General features: G+C 63.1%; 15 protein-coding genes and 1 pseudogene. 2 read left to right on the top strand and 14 right to left on the bottom strand.

Going from position 1 to position 18927, the window contains the following annotated elements; translation table 11 throughout:
- Window positions 1-305: 305 nt before the first annotated feature.
- Window positions 306-554, top strand: coding sequence for a CsbD family protein (locus HU750_RS22400; RefSeq protein ID WP_186682438.1), 249 nt, complete (start codon window positions 306-308; stop codon window positions 552-554).
- Window positions 555-770: 216 nt separating this feature from the next.
- Window positions 771-1055 (top strand): annotated as a pseudogene (locus HU750_RS22405) (c-type cytochrome); the annotation flags it as partial.
- Here the strand turns inward: HU750_RS22405 and HU750_RS22410 are convergent.
- From HU750_RS22410 to gcvH, 14 genes are all read right to left on the bottom strand, one after another.
- Complete coding sequence (locus HU750_RS22410; RefSeq protein WP_186682440.1) at window positions 1055-1834, bottom strand: MetQ/NlpA family ABC transporter substrate-binding protein; 780 nt, start codon at window positions 1832-1834, stop codon at window positions 1055-1057. The pseudogene HU750_RS22405 and the gene HU750_RS22410 overlap by 1 nt on opposite strands.
- On the bottom strand, window positions 1831-3006 hold the full coding sequence (gene solA, locus HU750_RS22415) for an N-methyl-L-tryptophan oxidase (protein ID WP_186682442.1): 1176 nt from the start codon (window positions 3004-3006) through the stop codon (window positions 1831-1833). The genes HU750_RS22410 and solA overlap by 4 nt, the downstream gene beginning before the upstream one ends.
- A 360-nt stretch (window positions 3007-3366) precedes the next feature.
- Window positions 3367-4785 carry an aldehyde dehydrogenase family protein gene (locus HU750_RS22420; protein ID WP_186682444.1) on the bottom strand — a complete coding sequence of 473 codons (1419 nt, stop codon included), beginning with the start codon at window positions 4783-4785 and terminating at the stop codon, window positions 3367-3369.
- Window positions 4786-4795: 10 nt separating this feature from the next.
- Window positions 4796-5836 (bottom strand): homoserine dehydrogenase, encoded by a 1041-nt coding sequence (locus HU750_RS22425; RefSeq protein WP_186682445.1) that lies wholly within the window; start codon window positions 5834-5836, stop codon window positions 4796-4798.
- 295 nt (window positions 5837-6131) lie between these two features.
- Window positions 6132-6569, bottom strand: coding sequence for an Lrp/AsnC family transcriptional regulator (locus HU750_RS22430; RefSeq protein ID WP_027596349.1), 438 nt, complete (start codon window positions 6567-6569; stop codon window positions 6132-6134).
- Window positions 6566-7954, bottom strand: a complete 1389-nt coding sequence (gene thrC / locus HU750_RS22435; protein ID WP_186682447.1) for a threonine synthase — start codon at window positions 7952-7954, stop codon at window positions 6566-6568. Before thrC ends, HU750_RS22430 begins: the two co-directional genes overlap by 4 nt.
- A gap of 15 nt (window positions 7955-7969) precedes the next feature.
- Window positions 7970-8860, bottom strand: coding sequence for a LysR substrate-binding domain-containing protein (locus HU750_RS22440; protein WP_099454474.1), 891 nt, complete (start codon window positions 8858-8860; stop codon window positions 7970-7972).
- Window positions 8861-8909: 49 nt separating this feature from the next.
- Window positions 8910-10349: an amino acid permease gene (locus HU750_RS22445; protein ID WP_186682449.1), complete on the bottom strand. Its 1440-nt coding sequence runs from the start codon at window positions 10347-10349 to the stop codon at window positions 8910-8912.
- Between the two features lie 124 nt (window positions 10350-10473).
- Window positions 10474-11739 (bottom strand): cystathionine gamma-synthase family protein, encoded by a 1266-nt coding sequence (locus HU750_RS22450; protein WP_186682451.1) that lies wholly within the window; start codon window positions 11737-11739, stop codon window positions 10474-10476.
- Between the two features lie 284 nt (window positions 11740-12023).
- The gene (lipA, locus tag HU750_RS22455; protein WP_225935661.1) at window positions 12024-13001 is read right to left on the bottom strand and encodes a lipoyl synthase; all 978 of its coding nucleotides are present in this window, start codon (window positions 12999-13001) and stop codon (window positions 12024-12026) included.
- A 24-nt stretch (window positions 13002-13025) separates the two neighbouring features.
- Window positions 13026-14150, bottom strand: coding sequence for a glycine cleavage system aminomethyltransferase GcvT (gene gcvT, locus HU750_RS22460; protein WP_186682455.1), 1125 nt, complete (start codon window positions 14148-14150; stop codon window positions 13026-13028).
- 21 nt (window positions 14151-14171) lie between these two features.
- Window positions 14172-15428: a serine hydroxymethyltransferase gene (gene glyA, locus HU750_RS22465; protein ID WP_186682457.1), complete on the bottom strand. Its 1257-nt coding sequence runs from the start codon at window positions 15426-15428 to the stop codon at window positions 14172-14174.
- Between the two features lie 60 nt (window positions 15429-15488).
- Window positions 15489-18359 (bottom strand): aminomethyl-transferring glycine dehydrogenase, encoded by a 2871-nt coding sequence (gcvP, locus tag HU750_RS22470; protein WP_186682459.1) that lies wholly within the window; start codon window positions 18357-18359, stop codon window positions 15489-15491.
- A gap of 14 nt (window positions 18360-18373) precedes the next feature.
- Window positions 18374-18751 (bottom strand): glycine cleavage system protein GcvH, encoded by a 378-nt coding sequence (gcvH, locus tag HU750_RS22475; protein ID WP_027596340.1) that lies wholly within the window; start codon window positions 18749-18751, stop codon window positions 18374-18376.
- Window positions 18752-18927 lie beyond the last annotated feature (176 nt).

An 18927-nucleotide genomic window follows, 5' to 3' on the forward strand; every position in this document is an offset into this window, starting at 1 on the left:
CCGACAGCCCACCTGGCCAACTATGCGGCCATTGTGTGAGGCTGACGGTTCAAATTGAGGGCGGCTATTCTGGTGATGCAGCACTGCGGGAGGAATCGCTGGGGGCAAATACTTAGTTCATGTATTTCGTAACTTTCACACAAAGGACATAAATAGTTGATATGGCGACGCGGCGACTGCGTAAGTGGCGCTGTCCATACGTTGGCAATTAGCCGACCACACCTTCTTTGAACTAATTGGTTAACCCTGCGCCCTAAGCCTGAGCAGCAAGACCATTGCCACTCACTAGAAAGGTTCGATCATTTATGAAACGTGAACAGATTGAAGGTGTTGCAGAGCAGGTAACCGGTAAAGCACAGAGCGCGGTGGGTCGGCTGATTGACGACCCTGCCCTGGCAGCTGAGGGTGATGGGCGCCAGCTCGCAGGCCAACTCACCAAAAGCTACGGTGACGCATTGAATAACGTTTCTACTTTTGTGAAAGAGAAGCCCATCGCAGCGCTGGCCATTGGCGCAGCCATCACGTTAGTTCTGAGCCGCCTGTTGCGGCGTTGAGGTTCAAGCGCGTGATGTTCAGCTTCCTGGGTTGATGAAGTACCCACGGCAACTAAGCCCCTAACCAAAAGGCCCGCCATTTCAGCGATGCGCGGGCGCTCTATCGTGGTAACAGGCCTTGCCGCAGAATGGGGGCTGCTGTGCAGCCCATCGCAGCGGCCCCCAGGCCCTAACTGACTGAAACCCAAGGAAGAAAGAATGTCGGACCACTGTGGGATGCTTGCTCAACAAAAATACCAGCTGACATCAAAAAAACTGTTCCTCGTTTTACTAGGGGTTTTATCGCACACGCAAATACCCCACGCCTTCGCAGAAAACGCCAATGGCAAAAATCTCTATGTGCAACGATGTGCGGTATGCCACGGAGCAGATATCAAGGGAACCGGGGCGTTAGCCACTAAAAGCAACCCTCCCACACCTGACCTTACAACGGCTGCCTTCAAGAAACGCCTGAACGATTACCCAGGCGTTATTGTGGCGTCAGTGATACTTCGACCAAACTAAAACGCCGGCACCACATCACCGTGATAGCGATCGAGGATGAACGCCTTCACCTGCGGCGAGTTCAACAACGCCCCCAGCTTTTGCACCGCAGGGTCGTTGGCCTTGTCCCGGCGCACATACAGGTAATTGGCATACGGCGACTCAGCACTTTCGATAAACAGCGCATCCTTGTGCGGCACCAGCTTGGCCTCCAGCGCGTAGTTGGCGTTGATCAGCGCCATGTCTACCTGGCCCAGTACGCGCGGCAGCATGGCGGCTTCAAGCTCCTTGAACTTCAGGTGCTTGGGATTGCTGGTGATGTCGGCGGCGGTTGCCATGATGTTGCTCGGGTCCTTGAGGGTGATCAGCCCCTGCTTGGCGATCAAAAGCAGTGCGCGCCCGGAGTTGGTGGGGTCGTTGGGGATCGCGACGGTAGCGCCGTCCTGCAGTTCGGCGACCGATTTGATCTTGCTGGAGTAGGCACCAAACGGTTCGATATGCACGGCCACGACCGGTACCTGATCGCTGCTCGGGCGGTCTTTCTGGTACGCCTCGTAATAAGGCTTGCTCTGGAAGTAGTTGGCGTCCAGTCGGCCCTCGTCAACCTGGCGGTCCGGCTGGATGTAGTCAGTGAACACCTTGACCTCAAGCTCCACCCCCTGTTTGGCCAATTCGGGCTTGAGGAACTCGAGGATTTCGGCGTGAGGCACGGGCACCACGGCGATCTTGAGCGTTTCGGCCTGTGCAGTACCGAGGGTGGCCGCCAGCAGGGCAAGGGAAAGTGCAATGCGCTTCACGAGAGTGTTCCTTCGAATCGTTTGAGGGTGAAAGAGGACAGGTCAAGGTCGGTGGAGCCGCGGGTGCACCACTGTGCAAAGGCTTCGCCCAAGGCAGCCGAGTGTTTGAAACCATGACCAGAACAGGCCGACACCACCAGGGTGTGCTTGAGCGTGGGGTGTTGGTCGATGATGAAGTGCCTGTCCGGGGTGACGGTGTAAGCGCACACGGCCGACTTGAGGACTTTGTCGGTAACCCCGGCAATACGGCCTTGCACTTGCTGCTCGTACATTGCGCGAGCTTGTTCGGCAGACACACTGCGGTCCAGCAAGTCGGGCTGCGAAGCCGTGTGGTACTGGGCCGTGGCAATTTTCAAGCTGCCCTCGCCGGGCTGCGCAGGGAAGCCGTAGTTGATGTTGTTGTCGCCGCGCCCATGGGTGAGGATGAACGTGGGCGATGCGCCCTCCAGGCCTGCACCCGGCTCAAGCTCAAACCAGAACAGCATTTGCCGGTACACACTCAGCAACCGGTCGAAGGGCTCACCCAACAACCCGCCCGCCCAGTTACCGGCGCTGAACACCAGCTTGCCGGCCTTGACCGTGCGCAGGTTGGTGGTAACCGTGACGCCGTGCTCATCCGAACTGATGCCGGTCACCGTTTCGCCGGTGTGCAATGTGGCGCCGTGCTGCGCTGCCAAACGCAACTGCACCTCGATGCAGCGCTCGGGGCGCACGAAGCCGCCACCGGGCTCGAAGTAACCGATCGCGTCATCGCGCACGTGTGCGAATTGTGGGAAGCGCTGGCGGATTTGCTTGGCATCGAGCACTTCGTGTTCGATGCCATAGGCCTTGGCCAACCCGATGGTGCGCAGGGTGAAGTCGCTTTTATCGTCGGGGTCGAAGTCGGGGCTGGACGTCAGTGCGAGCAGGCCAGACTGTTCGAACAACGACTCGCCGGACAGCGCTTCCAGTTCTCGCCAGAGCTGCTGGGCCCGTTTGACGATGGGCACATACTGCGCGCCCTCGCCTACAGAAAGCCGGGTGATGCGTGTATCGCCGTGGCTTGAGCCAAGGGTATGCGGGGGGTGATAGCGGTCGATACCGACCACATCAACACCCGCCTTGGCCAACTGATACACGGTGGCGGCGCCCATGGCGCCCAGACCGATGACGATGACTTCACAGTGCTCCACGGGCAGCGCTCGCTCAAAAAGGCGCTAGTTGAAAGCAGGCAGGCTCGGGAGACAAAGAATTAAAGGGTATATCGTTATGCCTATGTGCTCACTGGAAGGCCTGAGCCAGAGCGGGTCAAGACTTTCAGGGGCCGGCTTGCCCCACAGGTAACTGCGCAGGCTCAGACCTTGTGAGGACTCTGTGGGAGCGGGCTTGTCCCGCGAATGGGGCTACGCGGTGCATGGCACCGGCTTCGCCGGTGTTCGCGGGGCAAGCCCGCTCCCACGATGCGTCAATTTTTAGAAATTGCGCAAGACAGTTGCTCCCATAGGCCTCACCTGAATCAATTCTTGGGGCGGATGCTCTTAACCGTGGCGCCTTCAATCCAGGTGGTTGATGCACACCACCTTAGGCTGGGTCATGTCCTCATAGGCAAACCGCACCCCTTCGCGGCCCAGGCTGCCGTACTTGAAGCCCCCAAACGGCATGGCGTCGAAGCGGTAATCGGAGGAGTCGTTGATCATCACGCCACCGGCCTCGATCCGCCGCGCCAGCTTCAGCGCCGTCGACAGGTCTCGGGTGAATACCCCTGCATGCAGGCTGTATTCCGGGGCATTGGCCAGGGCAACGGCCTGGTCGAGGGTGTCGAACGGCTCCAGGATTACTACGGGGGCGAACACTTCCTGCAGCCAGATACGGCTGTCGTGGCTGACCGTTTCCAGTACCGTAGGTGCGTACAGAGCACCTTGCCGGCGATGACCGCAAAGCAGCGTCGCCCCCTGCCCCAGCGCTTCTTCTACTAGTTGCTCGGTACGGCGAGCCGCCTGCTCGGTAACCATCGGGCCAACATCCGTGTCCGGGCTGGCGGGGTCACCCAGCTGCAAAGCCCTGGATTGCGCAACGAACTGCTCGCGGAAGGCTTCGTACACTGCGCGCTGCACCAGAATCCGTTGCGTGCCGATGCAGTTCTGCCCCGCCGCCCAGAAGGCCCCAGAGACACAGGACTCCACGGTCGGCCCCAGGTCGCAGTCCTCCAGCACCAGTACAGGCGCATTGCCGCCCAGGTCCATGGCGAGCTTTTTGAGCCCTGCGCTGCGGGCGATCGATTCGCCGGTGGCAAAACCGCCGGTGAACGAAATCATGCGCACCTCACGCAGCTCGACCAGCGCCTTGCCCAGTTCGACTCCACCGGTTGCCGTGGTCACCACGTTTTCGCCAAGCCCGGCCTGCACCAGACAATCGACCAGTTTCAACGCCGACAACGGCGCAAGTTCAGACGGTTTGAGGATCACCGCATTGCCCCCGGCAATCGCCGGGCCCAGCTTGTGCGCCACCAGGTTCAGCGGGTCGTTGTAGGGCGTGATCGCGACAATCAGGCCCAGCGGTTCGCGGCTGAACCAGCCTTGGCGGGCTTCGGACCCTTCATAGGCTTCGAACGGCACCACCTCCCCGGCATTGCGTCGGGCTTCTTCGGCGGACAGCTTCAGCGTGTTCACACAGCGCTTCACTTCCTTCTGGGCCTGACGCAGGGTTTTACCGGCTTCGGCCACGATCAAGTTGGCGAACGCAGCCGCATCGGCTTCGACCAACCGCGCCGCTTCTTCGAGAATGCGCGCGCGACGGTGCCGGGGCATCGCTGCACTCTCAAGGCACCCCGCCCGTGCGCGTGCCAGCAAGGCGGGCACGGCCGTGGCGTCCAGATTGGGCACACGCCCCACCAGACGGCCGTCGAAGGGGCTGAACACGTCGATGTGGCTCGGCGCTACAGCGTGAACACTGGCCATGCGAGATACGCTCATAAAGGCTCCGTTACTGACGCGGGGTGGTGTGCAGGGCGATGATGTCGGAGAGCAAGGCATAGGCAGTTTCGATACGCCCTGCGCCCGGCCCGGACACCGTGACCGCCCCCAGCAGCGCGCTGTTGAACGACACCGCATTGACCGCGCCATTGATGCCGGCAAGCGGATGATCGAGCGGCAACAAACGCGCTTCGACACTCGCGGACACCATGCCGTCAGCGCCCTTGGTGGCAGCGCCGATCAGTTTCCAGCACTGCCCCGTGGCATGCGCTTTGACGATATCCGACGCACTGATGCCGCTGATGCCCGAGCACATCACGTCGCTGACGCTCAAGCGCGCATCCAGCAACTCGTTGGCCAGGATCACCACCTTCAGGCGCACGTCAAAGCCTTCGACATCTGCCGTAGGGTCGGCCTCTGCGTACCCCAGTTGCTGCGCCTGGGCCACCGCATCCGCGAACGACATGCCGTCTTTCATGCGGGTCAGCACGTAATTGGAGGTGCCGTTCAGAATGCCTTCGAAGCCTTGAATCTGCGAACCTGCCAAGGCCTGCTTGGCCAGGCGGATCACCGGGGTGCCGCTCATGACCGCGCCTTCGTATTCGAACGCGACATTGTGGCGGCGCGCCAGCGCCTTCAGTTCGGCGCCGTGCAATGCAATCGGCCCCTTGTTGGTGGTCACCACATGAATGCCGCTCTCCAGCGCCCAGCGGCAGAAGGTGGCTGCCGGCTCGCCATCGACCGGGTTGGTGAAGGTAGCCTCGGCGATGATATCGGCGCCGGACTGCTTGATGACGGTCTCGTTGAATGCCTCGGCAGTGCCCCCTGCAATCAGGGCGAGCGCGCCCTTTTCGGCGGGCAAGGCTGCCAGCGCGGCAGCGTCCAGGCCATTGCGGTCGACCACCGAACCGAGGAACAGGTCGGTGACGCCGACGATCTTCAGGCTGAAGCCGAGGGTGGCCTGCCAGCTGTCATTATGCGTTGCGATCAACTGGGCCAGGCCTCTATTGACACCGCCAAAACCGACCAGGGCAATGTTGTATTCAGTCACGAAGGCATTCCTTTTTGCTGTTGTTTGATGGGCCTAGCGTACGAGCCAGCTACGGGCAGTTGAATAGGCCAAAGTGCCGTATTTATTGGGCGTTCTGCCCACACGCGAAATGGCCACTTTACGGATGCCACAGGTAGCTCGCGTTCCCTGTAGGAGCGGCCTTGTGTCGCGAAAGGGTCGCAGAACGCCCCCCAGGTTTCAGCATCGCCGCCTGAATTGTGGGGGCTGCTCTGCAGCCCTTTCGCGACACAAGGCCGCTCCTACAGAAAGGGGCACGCGCAGGGGAGAATGGGGATTAGAAGACAGCGGAGAGAACAAACGAGGTAACGGTGTTTTCAACACCCGGCATGCCGGCGATTTCTTTCCAGACGGCGTGGACCCGTTCCGGGGTCGCCGCAGCAACCCTCAGCATCAAGTCGAACTCGCCACTGAGCACTTCGCACTGGATCACTTCAGGTAAGGTGCGCAATTTGGCCAGCACGTCGTCCCCGCGCATGCGGTCGTAGCGATAGACGAAAATCGCCGCGCTAATCAACGATGAAGGGCGGCGGGAATCCCCCAGCCGAACGGTGTAGCCCTGTATCGCGCCATCGCGTTCAAGCCGTTCGATACGCTGGCGCACCGCATTGCGCGAGAGGTTCACCTTGGCCCCGAGTTCGGCATGGGCGATCCGCGCATTGGCAGTCAATTCGGCAAGAATGCGCTCGTCCAGCGGGTCGAGGATGCGCTTCATGTAGGCCTCGACTGCGCTGCCAGCAGGGCCTGGCACAAGCCATCAAGGTCCCCTCTGCACAGGGCTGGCGGCCCGTCTTGCACCTCGGGCTGCGGTGCAAGCTCACCCTCCCACACGCCCAACTGCGCCAACAGCGCAGCCGACTTGGCCGGCGCGATCTGGCCCAGGGTCACCATCGGTGCGCCCAGGCTGCGTCGATGCATGCGGCCGGCCAGCGCGCCGACAGCCGTGTGCGGGTCGACCAGCGCTGCGGCTTGCGCGCGCAGCTTGATGACTTCGCGGCGCACCTCGGCCTCATCCACCGCATAAGAGTCGAACAACACCCGCGCCTGAAGCCATTGCGCATTGCCGATGCTTAATTCACCGCAAGCCTCGAACTGCGCCATCAGTGCCGCAACGCTGCTGCCACTGCGCCCGTACAGCTCCCAGATGAAGCGCTCCAGGTTCGAATAGAGCGAGAAGTCCATGGCCGGTGACAATGTGCGCTGACTGGCGTGCGGCGCGTAGCGATTGCGGTGCAGAAACCGGTGGAGGGCATCGTTGCTGTTGGTCGACACGATCACCTGGTTGATCGGCAGGCCCATTTTCTGCGCAATGAAGCCGGCGTAGATCTCCGCGAAACTCGCTGCGGGCACACTGAACCCGACCGGGCGGGTGCCGCCCCCCAGTTGCAGCCCCGCGTGGAAGTAGAACACGATCTGGGCAAGTACCCCGACCCAGTTGGTGGAGTTGAAACACACCGGTATCAACCCTTCCAGCGGCCAGGCACGGAACAGCCGCGCCACCAGGGTCTGGCAGTCATCGAAACTGCCATCGACGGGTATCAGCTGAACACTGGCGGGGTCACCCGCCTGCAAGGCGGCCAGGCGGTCTGCCGGGATCTCGTTGCGGGGGTAGAGAATCGCCAAGCGCACCTTCGGCCTGGAAGCGAAGGCTTGGATGGCGGCAATGCCGGTATCGCCATTGGTGGCACCGACCACCAACGCCGCTTCGTCCGACTGCTCGAGAAAGTGGCTGACCAGCCGCGCCTGAAGCTGTGCGGCAAAGTCCTTTGAGGTGTGGGTAGGGCCATGAAACAGCTGCAGGATCCATTCGTTATGGCCAATCTGCTGCAGCGGCGTGATGGCGCGATGGCTGAAGGCCTTGTAGCTGTCGCTGAGCAGCGCACGCAAGGCTTGATTATCGATGGCATCGCCGACAAAAGGCGCGATCACCCGCCAGACCAGCTCATCGAACGGCAGCCATGACCAACTGGCGATCTCCTCAGGGCTGATCACCGGCAAGTGTGCTGGCACATACAGCCCGCCATCAGCGGCAGGCCCCGACAGCACCACCTCACGGAAGTCCGCCCGTACATCACCGTTGCGGGTACTTACGTAGTGCATGAAAACTCCACAGGGTTACGAAGGCCGGTGCGCGTGTGCCACCAGCCAGGAAGAAAACAGCGCGGCATCGGGCGGCAATGGGCGGCCCTGCTCGCGTACCAGGTAAAACGACTCGCTCGCTTCGATGCGCTGGCTGAACGGCGCGACCAATTGGCCGTCCCTGAGCAGGTCCTCGACCACCGAGGACCGCGCCAGCGCCACCCCCTGCCCCAGCTCGGCCATGCGGATGGTCGACACCAGGGTGTCGAACTGCAGCCCGCGCGAATAATCGACATCGTCCGCGCCCACCCGCTTGAGCCAATACCCCCAGCCCTCCTCATAGCCCAGCACATGCAGCAGCGGGTGGTGCCTGAGGTCGCGTGGTTCGCGAATGGCCGAGCGCGCCATCAGTGCCGGCGAGCACACCGGCACCAACACGTCCCAGGTCAAGCGTTGGGCATGCAGGCCGGGCCATTCGCCATTGCCCCAGCGCACTTCCAGGTCGTCCTCGCCATCGGGCGCCTTGACCCAGAGATTGCTGATGTAGCGGATATCGATGTGCGGGTGCTGGCGGCTGAAGTCCGGCAGCCGCGGGGCAAGCCAGTACTGCAGAAACGACAGGCTGCCACGCACCTTCACGGGGCCGCGCTTGTGCTGGCCGAAAATCTCGTTGGTGCCCACCGCCAGGCGGCTGATCGCATCCTGCACCACCGGCAGGTACGACTGCCCTTCTTCGGTCAGGCCCAGGCCCCTGGGCAAGCGCTTGAACAAGGCCACGCCCAGGTGGCTTTCGAGTTGCCGAATCTGCTGGCTTACCGCGCCTTGGGTAAGGTGCAGTTCCTCCGCCGCGTGGGTAAAGTTCAAGGCGCGTGCCGACACTTCGAACGACCGCAGCCAGTTGAGCGGCGGCAGGGATTTTTGCTTCATCGACACGACCTCGTTCACCGTTGAATCTGTGCATCATGAACCGGTTTGTTCAGGTCGCGCCAACACCCGCGCCTGCCGATGCCGCAGCCGCCAGGCGCTGTGCACGTTTGTTGCGGGTCACCCAGTAGACGAAGTAGCACCAGGCAATGAACGGGATGCCGAAATACAGGGCAACGCGCTGCTCCGGGTCGAAGGCAATGCCGACACACGCCAGCACGCAACAGGCAATCGCGCCCAGCGGCACCCACGGGTAGCCGCGCACCCTGAAGTGCAGGTCTTCGACCCGGCCACCATTGGCCACATAGTGTCGGCGGAAGGCGATCTGGCTGGCGGCGATGCTCATCCACACCACCACCACCGCCAGGCCGGAAATCGACACCAGCGCCAAGTACACCGTGTCTGGCGCCAGCACGCTGCTGAGCAACGACGCCGCGGCGCCGGCCATGCTCAGCATGATGGCGTTGACCGGCGTGCCGCGTGGCGACAGGCGGGCGAAGCACTTGGGCATATGGCCCTGGTCACTGAGCGTCCACAGCATCCGCGAGGCCGCGTACAACCCGGAGTTTGCGGCCGACAGCAGCGCGGTGAGGATCACGAAGTTCATGATGTCTGCCGAGTACGGAATACCGATCAGGTCGAAGACCATGACGAACGGGCTTTCGACCAGGCCTGCCTGTTCACGCGGCAGCAAGGTGGCCAGGACAATGATGGTGCCGACGAAGAACAACGCCAATCGTACTACCGTAGTACGTATCGCCTTGGGCACGCTGTCCTGTGGGTCTTTTGCCTCACCGGCGGCAATGCCGATGAGTTCGGTGCCGGAGAAGGCGAACGACACCGCCAGCAACGTCATTGCGATCGGCAGCAAGCCGGTCGGGAACAAGCCTTCGCGGGTGAAGTTGGACAGCCCGATGCCCTGCACGTGCTGCACATCGAGCAGGCCAAAAATCGCCGCCCCGCCGATGGCGATGAAGGCGATCACCGTCAGCACCTTGACCAGCGACAGCCAGAATTCGGTTTCGGCAAACAGGCGTACCGACACCACGTTGCTGACCAGTACCGTGATCGCGAACAACGCGCTCCAGATCCACACCGGCGTGTCGGGGAACCAGCGCACCATCAGGATACCCGCCGCGGTGAACTCCGAGCCGATCGCTACCGTCCAGGTCAACCAGTACAGCCAGGCCACCGTGTACCCGGTGCCAGGCCCCAAATAGCGGGTTGCATAACTGCTGAACGAGCCGGTTTCGGGCATCTGCACCGCCAGTTCACCCAGGCAGACCATCACCAGGTAGACCATGACCGCGCCGACGATATAGGCGATGACCGCGCCCAAGGGCCCGGCCTGGTTGACCGTGTAGCCTGACGTCAGAAACAGGCCAGTGCCGATCACGCCGCCCAGCGCCAGCATGACGATATGGCGCGTGTGCATCTCTTTCTTGTACCCGGCCGGGTGGCCCGACGCCGCGTTTGAGTGTTCGGTGGACATAGTTGAGTTCTCATGAAGTGGCTGGCACAGCAGCCGGCAGGCGACCCTGAGGCCGCCACCGTCGCTGTGTCAGCGGCTGTTATTGTTATGGCTTTCATGAATCATGAAGGGCGTGCCCGACGCCTCAGGTGGACACTTCGACGTGCCGGCCACAGGTGTCGCTGCCCTGCCCCTGCGCGCGTTCGACCTGCACAGCGGTGAACGCCTGGCGCAGGTCTTCCAGCAGGTCGGCGGTATCCTCGATGCCGACCGACACCCGCACCAGGCCTTCTGAGATGCCCAGTGCCTGGCGCTCTTCCAGGGTGTTTTCCACGTGGCTGGTTGTCCGTGCCGGCCCGTAGATGGTTTCCACTGCACCCAGGTTGCCGGCGCGGTGGGCGTAGCGCAGCTTGGGCAGCAACTTGACGACAGTGCCCATCCCGCCCACCAGCACGAAACTGACGATGGCGCCAAAGCCGCGCATCTGCGCACTGGCGATCGCGTGGCCTGGGTGCCCAGGCAACCCGGGGTAGTTGACCGACTCGACCAACGGCTCGCTGCACAGGTACTCAGCCAGAGCCTGGGCGCTGGCCTGCTGCTGGCGCAGACGCAGCGCCAGGGTCTTGATGCCGCGAATGATCAGGTACGCGGAAAACGGGTCCAGCGAAGCGCCGTTGATTTCGCGGTAGTGACGCACCTGCGCCATCAAGGCTTCGCTGCCGCAGACCACCCCGCCCAACACATCGCCATGGCCGGAAAGGAACTTGGTCGCACTGTGCACCACCACATCGACGCCCAGCAGCAGCGGGTTCTGGTTCAGTGGCGTGGCGAAGGTGTTGTCGGCAACGACCAAGGCACCCACACGCTTTGCTGCAGCCACCAAGCGGCGGATGTCGAGGATTTTCAGCGTCGGATTGCTCGGGGTCTCCAGGTAGACCACATCGCAACCCTGGGCGATTTGACGCTCCATGGCGTCGGTGTCGAGGGTGTCGCACAGCGTCACCTCGACGCCCTGACGGGGGAGGAATTCTTCGAAAATCTTGTTGGTGCCGCCGTAGCTGTCGCGGGTCGAGACCACGCGTTTGCCATTGCACAGGAAGGTATGCAGCACACCGCTGATGGCCGCCATACCGGTGCTGAAGGCCACGGCCGACTCGGCGTGTTCCAGTGCACAGAGCTTGTCCTCGAGGACCGCAACCGTCGGGTTGCTCATGCGGCTGTAGATGAAGCCCGGCTGCTTGCCCAGCGCAATGTCGTACCAGGCGTCGATATCCTGGTAGCCGTAGGCGGCACTGGCGATGATCGGGGTTTGGGTGGCATTGAAGGGGTGCTCGACGTGTTCCCCCTCCCACACCACCCGCGTCCCGATACCCGGCTGCACGCCGTTAGCGACCTTTGCTTGGTTATTCATGTCATTGTCTCGCATCGATGAAACACGGCGGTGTTTCGACTGGTCTGCGAGGACTATAGAGCGCACCTGCGCCCATGAAAAACGATGCAATTGGGCCCTAAGGGGCGCTTATTTTAATGGCTTACCAAGCCGCCTGAGCCGGGCATGCCATCCGGGTTTTACGCATTACCCGGTAGGAGCAGCCTTGTGCTGCGAAGAGGCCAGTGATAGCAACGAACATTGTTGTGTTTTCACCGGCCTCTTCGCAGCGCAAGGCTGCTCCTACACAGATTGGGGGCGCAGCGCTATTGCACATGAGCCTGCAGCGCTTGCTGGTCGGCATGGTAGGAGGACCGCACCAGCGGCCCGGACGCCACGTTCTTGAAGCCCATCGCCAAGGCCTGTTCGGCAAACCAGGCGAAGGTGTCCGGGTGCACGAAGCGCTGCACCGGCAGGTGGCTGCGCGACGGTTGCAGGTATTGCCCCAGGGTCAGCATGTCGACCTGGTGCTCGCGCATGCGCTGCATCACCTCGATCACTTCTTCATCGGTTTCACCCAGACCCAGCATCAGCCCGGATTTGGTCGGTACGCTGGGCACACGGCGTTTGAAATTCTCCAGCAGGTCCAGCGACCACTCGAAGTCCGAGCCCGGCCGTGCCGCCTTGTACAGGCGCGGCACGGTTTCCAGGTTGTGGTTGAACACGTCCGGCGGCTCCTGCGCGGTGATGGCCAGGGCCACGTCCATGCGCCCGCGGTAGTCCGGCACCAGGGTTTCCAGCTTGACGCCCGGCGACAGCGTGCGGATTTCACGCAGGCAGTCGACGAAGTGCTGGGCGCCGCCGTCGCGCAGGTCATCGCGGTCCACCGAGGTGATCACCACGTACTTCAGGCGCAGGTCGGCAATGGCAATCGCCAGGTTCTTCGGCTCATCGGCATCCAGCGGTTTCGGCCGCCCGTGGCCGACGTCGCAGAATGGGCAACGGCGGGTGCAGATGTCACCCATGATCATGAAGGTCGCCGTGCCACCGGAGAAGCACTCGCCCAGGTTCGGGCATGAGGCTTCTTCGCAAACACTGTGCAGCTTGTGCTTGCGCAGCAGCGCCTTGACCCGTGCGACCTCGGGTGACGTGGCAATGCCCACGCGAATCCAGTCAGGTTTGCGCGGCACCTCCTCGGTGGGCAGGATCTTCACCGGGATGCGCGCCACCTTGTCGGCGCCGCGCAGTTTCACACCGGTTTGCAAGGGCTGCGGGCGCGTGGCGGCAGGCAGGGTCTGGTTCATGTTCATGCTCCGGCAATCAAGGCTTCAGCCACGGTAATAACGTTGAGCCACAAAGGGTGTGCGTACCACCTGCATCGGCACCCGCTTGCCTCGCACCAAGGCGAAGACTTCGGTTTCCAACGCTGCGTGCGCACTGTGCACGTACCCCATCGCCAACGGCCCGCCCAGGCTGGGGCCGAAACCGCCGCTGGTGACACGGCCGATTTCCTGGTCGTTGGCATCGACGATCAGCGCCCCTTCGCGCACCGGTACACGCGCTTTGGGCATCAAGCCCACCCGTTTACTGGCCACGCCCTCGCGTTGCTGGGCAAAGAGGCGTTCGGCCCCCGGAAAACCGCCGGCCCGCACGCCCTCGGCACGTCGCGCCTTGGAGATCGCCCAGGTCAGGCTGGCCTCGATCGGTGTGCTGCGCGCATCCATGTCATGGCCGTACAGGCACAGCCCGGCCTCCAGGCGCAGCGAATCGCGGGCACCCAGGCCGATGGCCTCGACCTCGGGCTCGGCCAGCAGCGTGCGGGCGAGCATTGCCGCCGCCTCGGCCGGCACCGAGATCTCGAAGCCATCCTCACCGGTATAACCCGAGCGGCTGACGTAGCAGTCAACACCCAGCAGCTTCACACGGGCGAACTGCATGAAGGTCATGGCGCCGACCTGGGACGCCAGGCGGCCCAGCACCTTGGCCGCCGCAGGCCCCTGCAGGGCCAGCAAGGCGTGGCTTTCGAACAGCGATTCGACCTCGCACTGCCCTTCCAGATGCTGCTTGAGGTGCAGCAGGTCCTGGTCCTTGCAGCCAGCGTTGACCACCAGCAACAGTTCGCCACCGCCCAGGTTGGCCACCATCAGGTCGTCGAGGATGCCGCCGTCGTCGTTGGTGAACAGCGCATAACGCTGCATGCCCACCGGCAGGTCGAGGATGTCGACCGGCACCAGCGCCTCCAGTGCCTTGGCAGCGCCGGCGCCGCGCAGGCGAATCTGCCCCATGTGCGAAACGTCGAACAGGCCGGCCTGCTCACGGGTATGCAGGTGCTCCTTGAGCACCCCCAGCGGGTATTGCACCGGCATGGCGTAGCCGGCAAAGGGCACCATGCGCGCGCCGAGTTTCAGGTGCAGGTCATGCAGTGGCGTTTGTTTGAGTTGTTCTGTGGACATGAACGATTCCCCGTAGTCGATTCAGGCGCGATAGACCGGATATTCCGCGCACAGCCTGGCCACCGACGCGGCAACTTGGGCCTCGACATCGGCATCGCCAAGGTGGTCGAGGATGTCGCAGACCCAGCCGGCCAGGGCCACGCATTCGGCCACCTTGAAGCCACGGGTGGTGACCGCCGGGGTGCCGATACGCAGGCCCGAGGTCACGAACGGCGACTGCGGGTCGTTGGGCACGGCGTTTTTGTTGACGGTGATGTGCGCGCGGCTCAAGGCGGCGTCGGCATCTTTACCGGTGAGGCCCTGGCGGATCAGGCTGACCAGGAACAGGTGGTTGTCAGTGCCGCCGGAAACCACGTCGTAACCGCGGTCGATGAACACCTGGGCCATGGCCTGGGCGTTTTCGATCACTTGTTGCTGGTAGGCCTTGAAGCCTGGCTCCAGCGCTTCCTTGAAGCACACGGCCTTGGCGGCGATGACGTGCATCAGCGGGCCACCCTGGGCGCCGGGGAACACGGCAGCGTTGAGCTTCTTCTCGATCTCTGGGTTGGACTTGGCCAGGATCAAACCGCCACGTGGGCCGCGCAGGGTCTTGTGGGTGGTGGTGGTGACCACGTCGGCGAACGGGATCGGGTTCGGGTACAGGCCCGCAGCAACCAGGCCGGCAACGTGGGCCATGTCGACGAACAGCAGCGCACCGACCTTGTCGGCGATGGCGCGGAAGCGTGGGAAGTCGAGGGTCTTGGAGTAGGCCGAGAAGCCGGCGACGATCATTTTCGGCGTGTGCTCGACCGCCAGGCGCTCGACTTCGTCGTAGTCGATCAGGCCGGTCTTGGTGTCGATGCCGTATTGAACCGCGTTGTACAGCTTGCCCGAGGACGACACTTTGGCGCCGTGGGTCAGGTGGCCGCCGTGGGCCAGGCTCATGCCCAGGATGGTGTCACCGGCCTGCAGCAGGGCCAGGTACACCGCGCCGTTGGCGGAAGAGCCGGAGTGCGGCTGGACGTTGGCGTAGTCAGCACCGAACAGCTGCTTGGCGCGCTCGATGGCCAACTGTTCAACCACATCGACATGCTCACACCCCCCGTAGTAACGCTTGCCTGGGTAGCCTTCGGCGTACTTGTTGGTCAGCTCAGTGCCCTGGGCCTGCATCACTTGCGGGCTGGTGTAGTTTTCCGAGGCGATCAGCTCGATGTGGTCTTCCTGGCGTTGTACTTCGCGGCTGATGGCCTCCTGCAGCGCAGGGTCGAAGTCGGACAGGGTGAGGCTTTTATGGAACATGTGGGTGCTTCCTTATTGTTGGGGGCAGGCAAGGCCCGGACGGGGTCCGGGCATGGGCAGTCAGGCGTCTTGGTAGACCGACATGGGCGGGCAGGCACAGGCCAGGTTGCGGTCACCGTAGACGTTGTCCACGCGCCCCACCGGCGGCCAGTACTTGTTCTCGCGCAGCGTTTGCAACGGGTACACCGCCAGCTCCCGGCCGTAGCGATGGGGCCATTCGCCCACCAGTTCGCTGGCGGTGTGTGGGGCGTTTTTCAGCGGGTTGTCGAGCGCGTCGAAGGTGCCATTTTCCACGGCGCGGATTTCCTCGCGGATGCAGATCATCGCCTCGCAGAAGCGGTCCAGCTCTTCCTTGGACTCGCTCTCGGTCGGCTCGACCATCAGCGTGCCAGCCACCGGGAACGACATGGTCGGAGCATGGAAGCCGAAATCGATCAGGCGCTTGGCCACGTCCTCGACGCTGATGCCGCTGCTGTCCTTGAGCGGGCGCAGGTCGAGGATGCACTCGTGGGCGACCAGGCCGTTCTCGCCGGTGTACAGCACCGGGTAGTGCTCCTCCAGGCGCCGGGCAATGTAGTTGGCACTCAAAATCGCCAGCTGCGAGGCACGCTTGAGCCCTTCGCCACCCATCATGCGGATGTACATCCAGGTAATCGGCAGGATGCTCGCACTGCCATAAGGCGCTGCGCAGACGGCACCTTGTTTATGTTCCAGGTGCGCGTGGCCAGGCAGGAACGGCGCCAGGTGCGCCTTGACCCCGATCGGGCCGACACCGGGGCCACCACCTCCGTGGGGGATGCAGAAGGTTTTGTGCAGGTTGAGGTGCGACACGTCGCCGCCGAACTTGCCCGGGGCGCAGAGACCGACCATGGCGTTCATGTTGGCACCGTCCAGGTACACCTGGCCGCCGTGCGCATGGATGATGTCGCAGATGCGGGTGATGCCCTCTTCGAACACCCCGTGGGTCGAGGGATAGGTGATCATCAGCGCGGCCAGTTGCGCCCGGTGCTGCTCGGCCTTGGCTTGCAGGTCGGCCACATCGACGTTGCCGCGCTCATCGCAATTGACCACCACCACGCGCAGGCCGGCCATCTGCGCCGTGGCCGGGTTGGTGCCGTGGGCGGACGAAGGGATCAGGCAAACATCACGGCCCGCTTCACCACGGCTGGCGTGGTAGGCGCGGATGGCCAGCAGGCCTGCGTATTCCCCTTGCGAGCCGGCGTTGGGCTGCAACGACATCGCGTCATAACCGGTGGCCTCGCAGAGCATCGCCTGCAGTTCGTCCGTCAGTTGCCGATAGCCGAGCGACTGTTCGGCCGGGGCGAACGGGTGCAGGTTGGCGAACTCGGGCCAGGTGATCGGGATCATCTCGCTGGCGGCGTTGAGCTTCATGGTGCACGAGCCCAGCGCGATCATGGTGCGGTCCAGCGCCAGGTCCTTGTCGGCCAAGCTGCGCAGGTAGCGCATCAGTGCTGTTTCAGAATGGTAGCGGTTGAACACCGGGTGCTGCAGGAACGGGGTTTCGCGCAGCAGCTGCACTGGCAAGCAATCGCCACAGCCCTCTGCCAGGGCGACGAAGGCCGGAAGCGCCTGGCCCGGGGCGGCGAACACCTGCCACAAGGCCTCGACACTGGCCTGCTCGCAGGTTTCATCCAGTGACAGGCCGACCCGCTGGGCGTCGATCGGGCGCAGGTTCAGGCCGGCCCCTTGGGCGGCGGCCAGCACATCGGCCGCAGGCCTGGCAGTGACCACGCTGACGGTATCGAAGAAGTGCGCTTGCTCCACTGCGTGCCCGAGCTGCAGCAGCCCTTGCACCAGCACTGCCGTTAACCGGTGCACACGCTGGGCGATCTGCGCCAGGCCTTGAGGGCCGTGGTACACCGCGTACATGCTGGCGATGTTGGCCAGCAGCACCTGCGCGGTGCAGATGTTGCTGGTCGCTTTCTCGCGGCGGATGTGTTGCTCGCGGGTCTGCATGGCCAGGCGCAGCGCCGGCTTGCCAAAGCGGTCGATGGAGACACCGACCAGGCGGCCGGGCATGTCGCGTTTGAACGCATCGCGCGTGGCGAAGTACGCCGCGTGCGGGCCGCCAAAGCCCAGCGGCACGCCAAAGCGCTGGGCGCTGCCCAGCACCACATCGGCATCGAACTCGCCCGGCGGGGTCAGCAGGGTCAGCGCCAGCAGGTCCGCGGCCACCGCCACCAAAGCGCCGACGGCATGGGCGCGTTGCACCAGGGCGCCGTGGTCGGCGATAGCGCCAGTGCTGGCCGGGTACTGCAGCAACAGGCCGAAGTAGGCCTCAAGGCCCTGGCCTTCCAGTGCCGCTTCATCACCGATGACCACCTCGATACCCAGCGGCTGGGCACGGGTGCGCAGCACGTCGAGGGTTTGCGGGTGGCAGTGGCGGGAGGCGAAAAAGGCCGGTGCCTTGCTCTTTGCCAGGCGCTTGCAGAAGGTCATGGCTTCGGCCGCAGCGGTGGCCTCGTCGAGCAAGGAGGCGTTGGCGATCTGCATGCCGGTGAGGTCGCAGACCAAGGTCTGGAAATTGAGCAGTGCTTCCAGGCGGCCTTGGGAAATCTCTGGTTGATACGGCGTGTAGGCGGTGTACCAGGCTGGGTTTTCCAGCAGGTTGCGCAAGATCGGCGTCGGCGTGTGGCACGGGTAGTAGCCTTGGCCGATATGGTTGCGAAACAGCTGGTTCTTCGCGGCGATGGCCTTGAGCGCAGCCAGGGCCTCGGCCTCGCCCTGCCCTTTGCTCAGTTCAAGCACGCTGGTGCCTTTGATGCTACCTGGGATGACGCTGTCGACCAGGGCCTGCAGGGAGCCATGGCCGGTCAGCGCCAGCATCGCCTCGATATCGTGCTCACGCGGGCCGATGTGGCGGGCGATGAACTCATTATCCGTGGTCAATGGAAACGGTGCGTTGTGCATGTCGATACCCTGGCTCAGGCGTTGTCGGCCAGGAAGCGGTCGTAGCCGTCCTGGTCCATCAAGGTGTCGAGGTCGGCGAGGTTGGCCACCTGGATACGGAAGAACCAGCCATCCTGCATCGGCGAGGCATTGACCAGTTCCGGGTCGTCGGCCAGGGCCTGGTTGACCGCCACCACCGTACCGTTCAGGGGCATGCTGATGTTGCTGGCGGCCTTCACCGACTCCAGCACTGCGACTTCATTGCCCTCGCCGTACTCGCCCGGCTCTGGCAACTGCACGAACACCACGTCCCCCAGCGCCTCCTGGGCATAGGTGGTGATGCCGACGGTCAGTTCGCCAGTCGCTTCCAGACGCAGCCATTCGTGTTCGGGGGTAAAACGCAGCATGCTCATGGATCTTCCTCTCTTGTTATCAGGTAGGTCCCGGTACAGGACTGATAACTACAAGAGCAAGGGCGATGCCAACTTGATTAAATTCTTTTATTTCAATGGCTTGAGATACAAACCGGCGCCAATCCAGTCGGCCCAGATGGAACGAATAAGCTCCAGTGCATCGCCCCGGCAGGCCT

The sequence above is a fragment of the Pseudomonas sp. SWRI50 genome, from assembly GCF_014269095.1.
GTDB classification, from domain to species: Bacteria; Pseudomonadota; Gammaproteobacteria; order Pseudomonadales; family Pseudomonadaceae; genus Aquipseudomonas; species Aquipseudomonas kermanshahensis.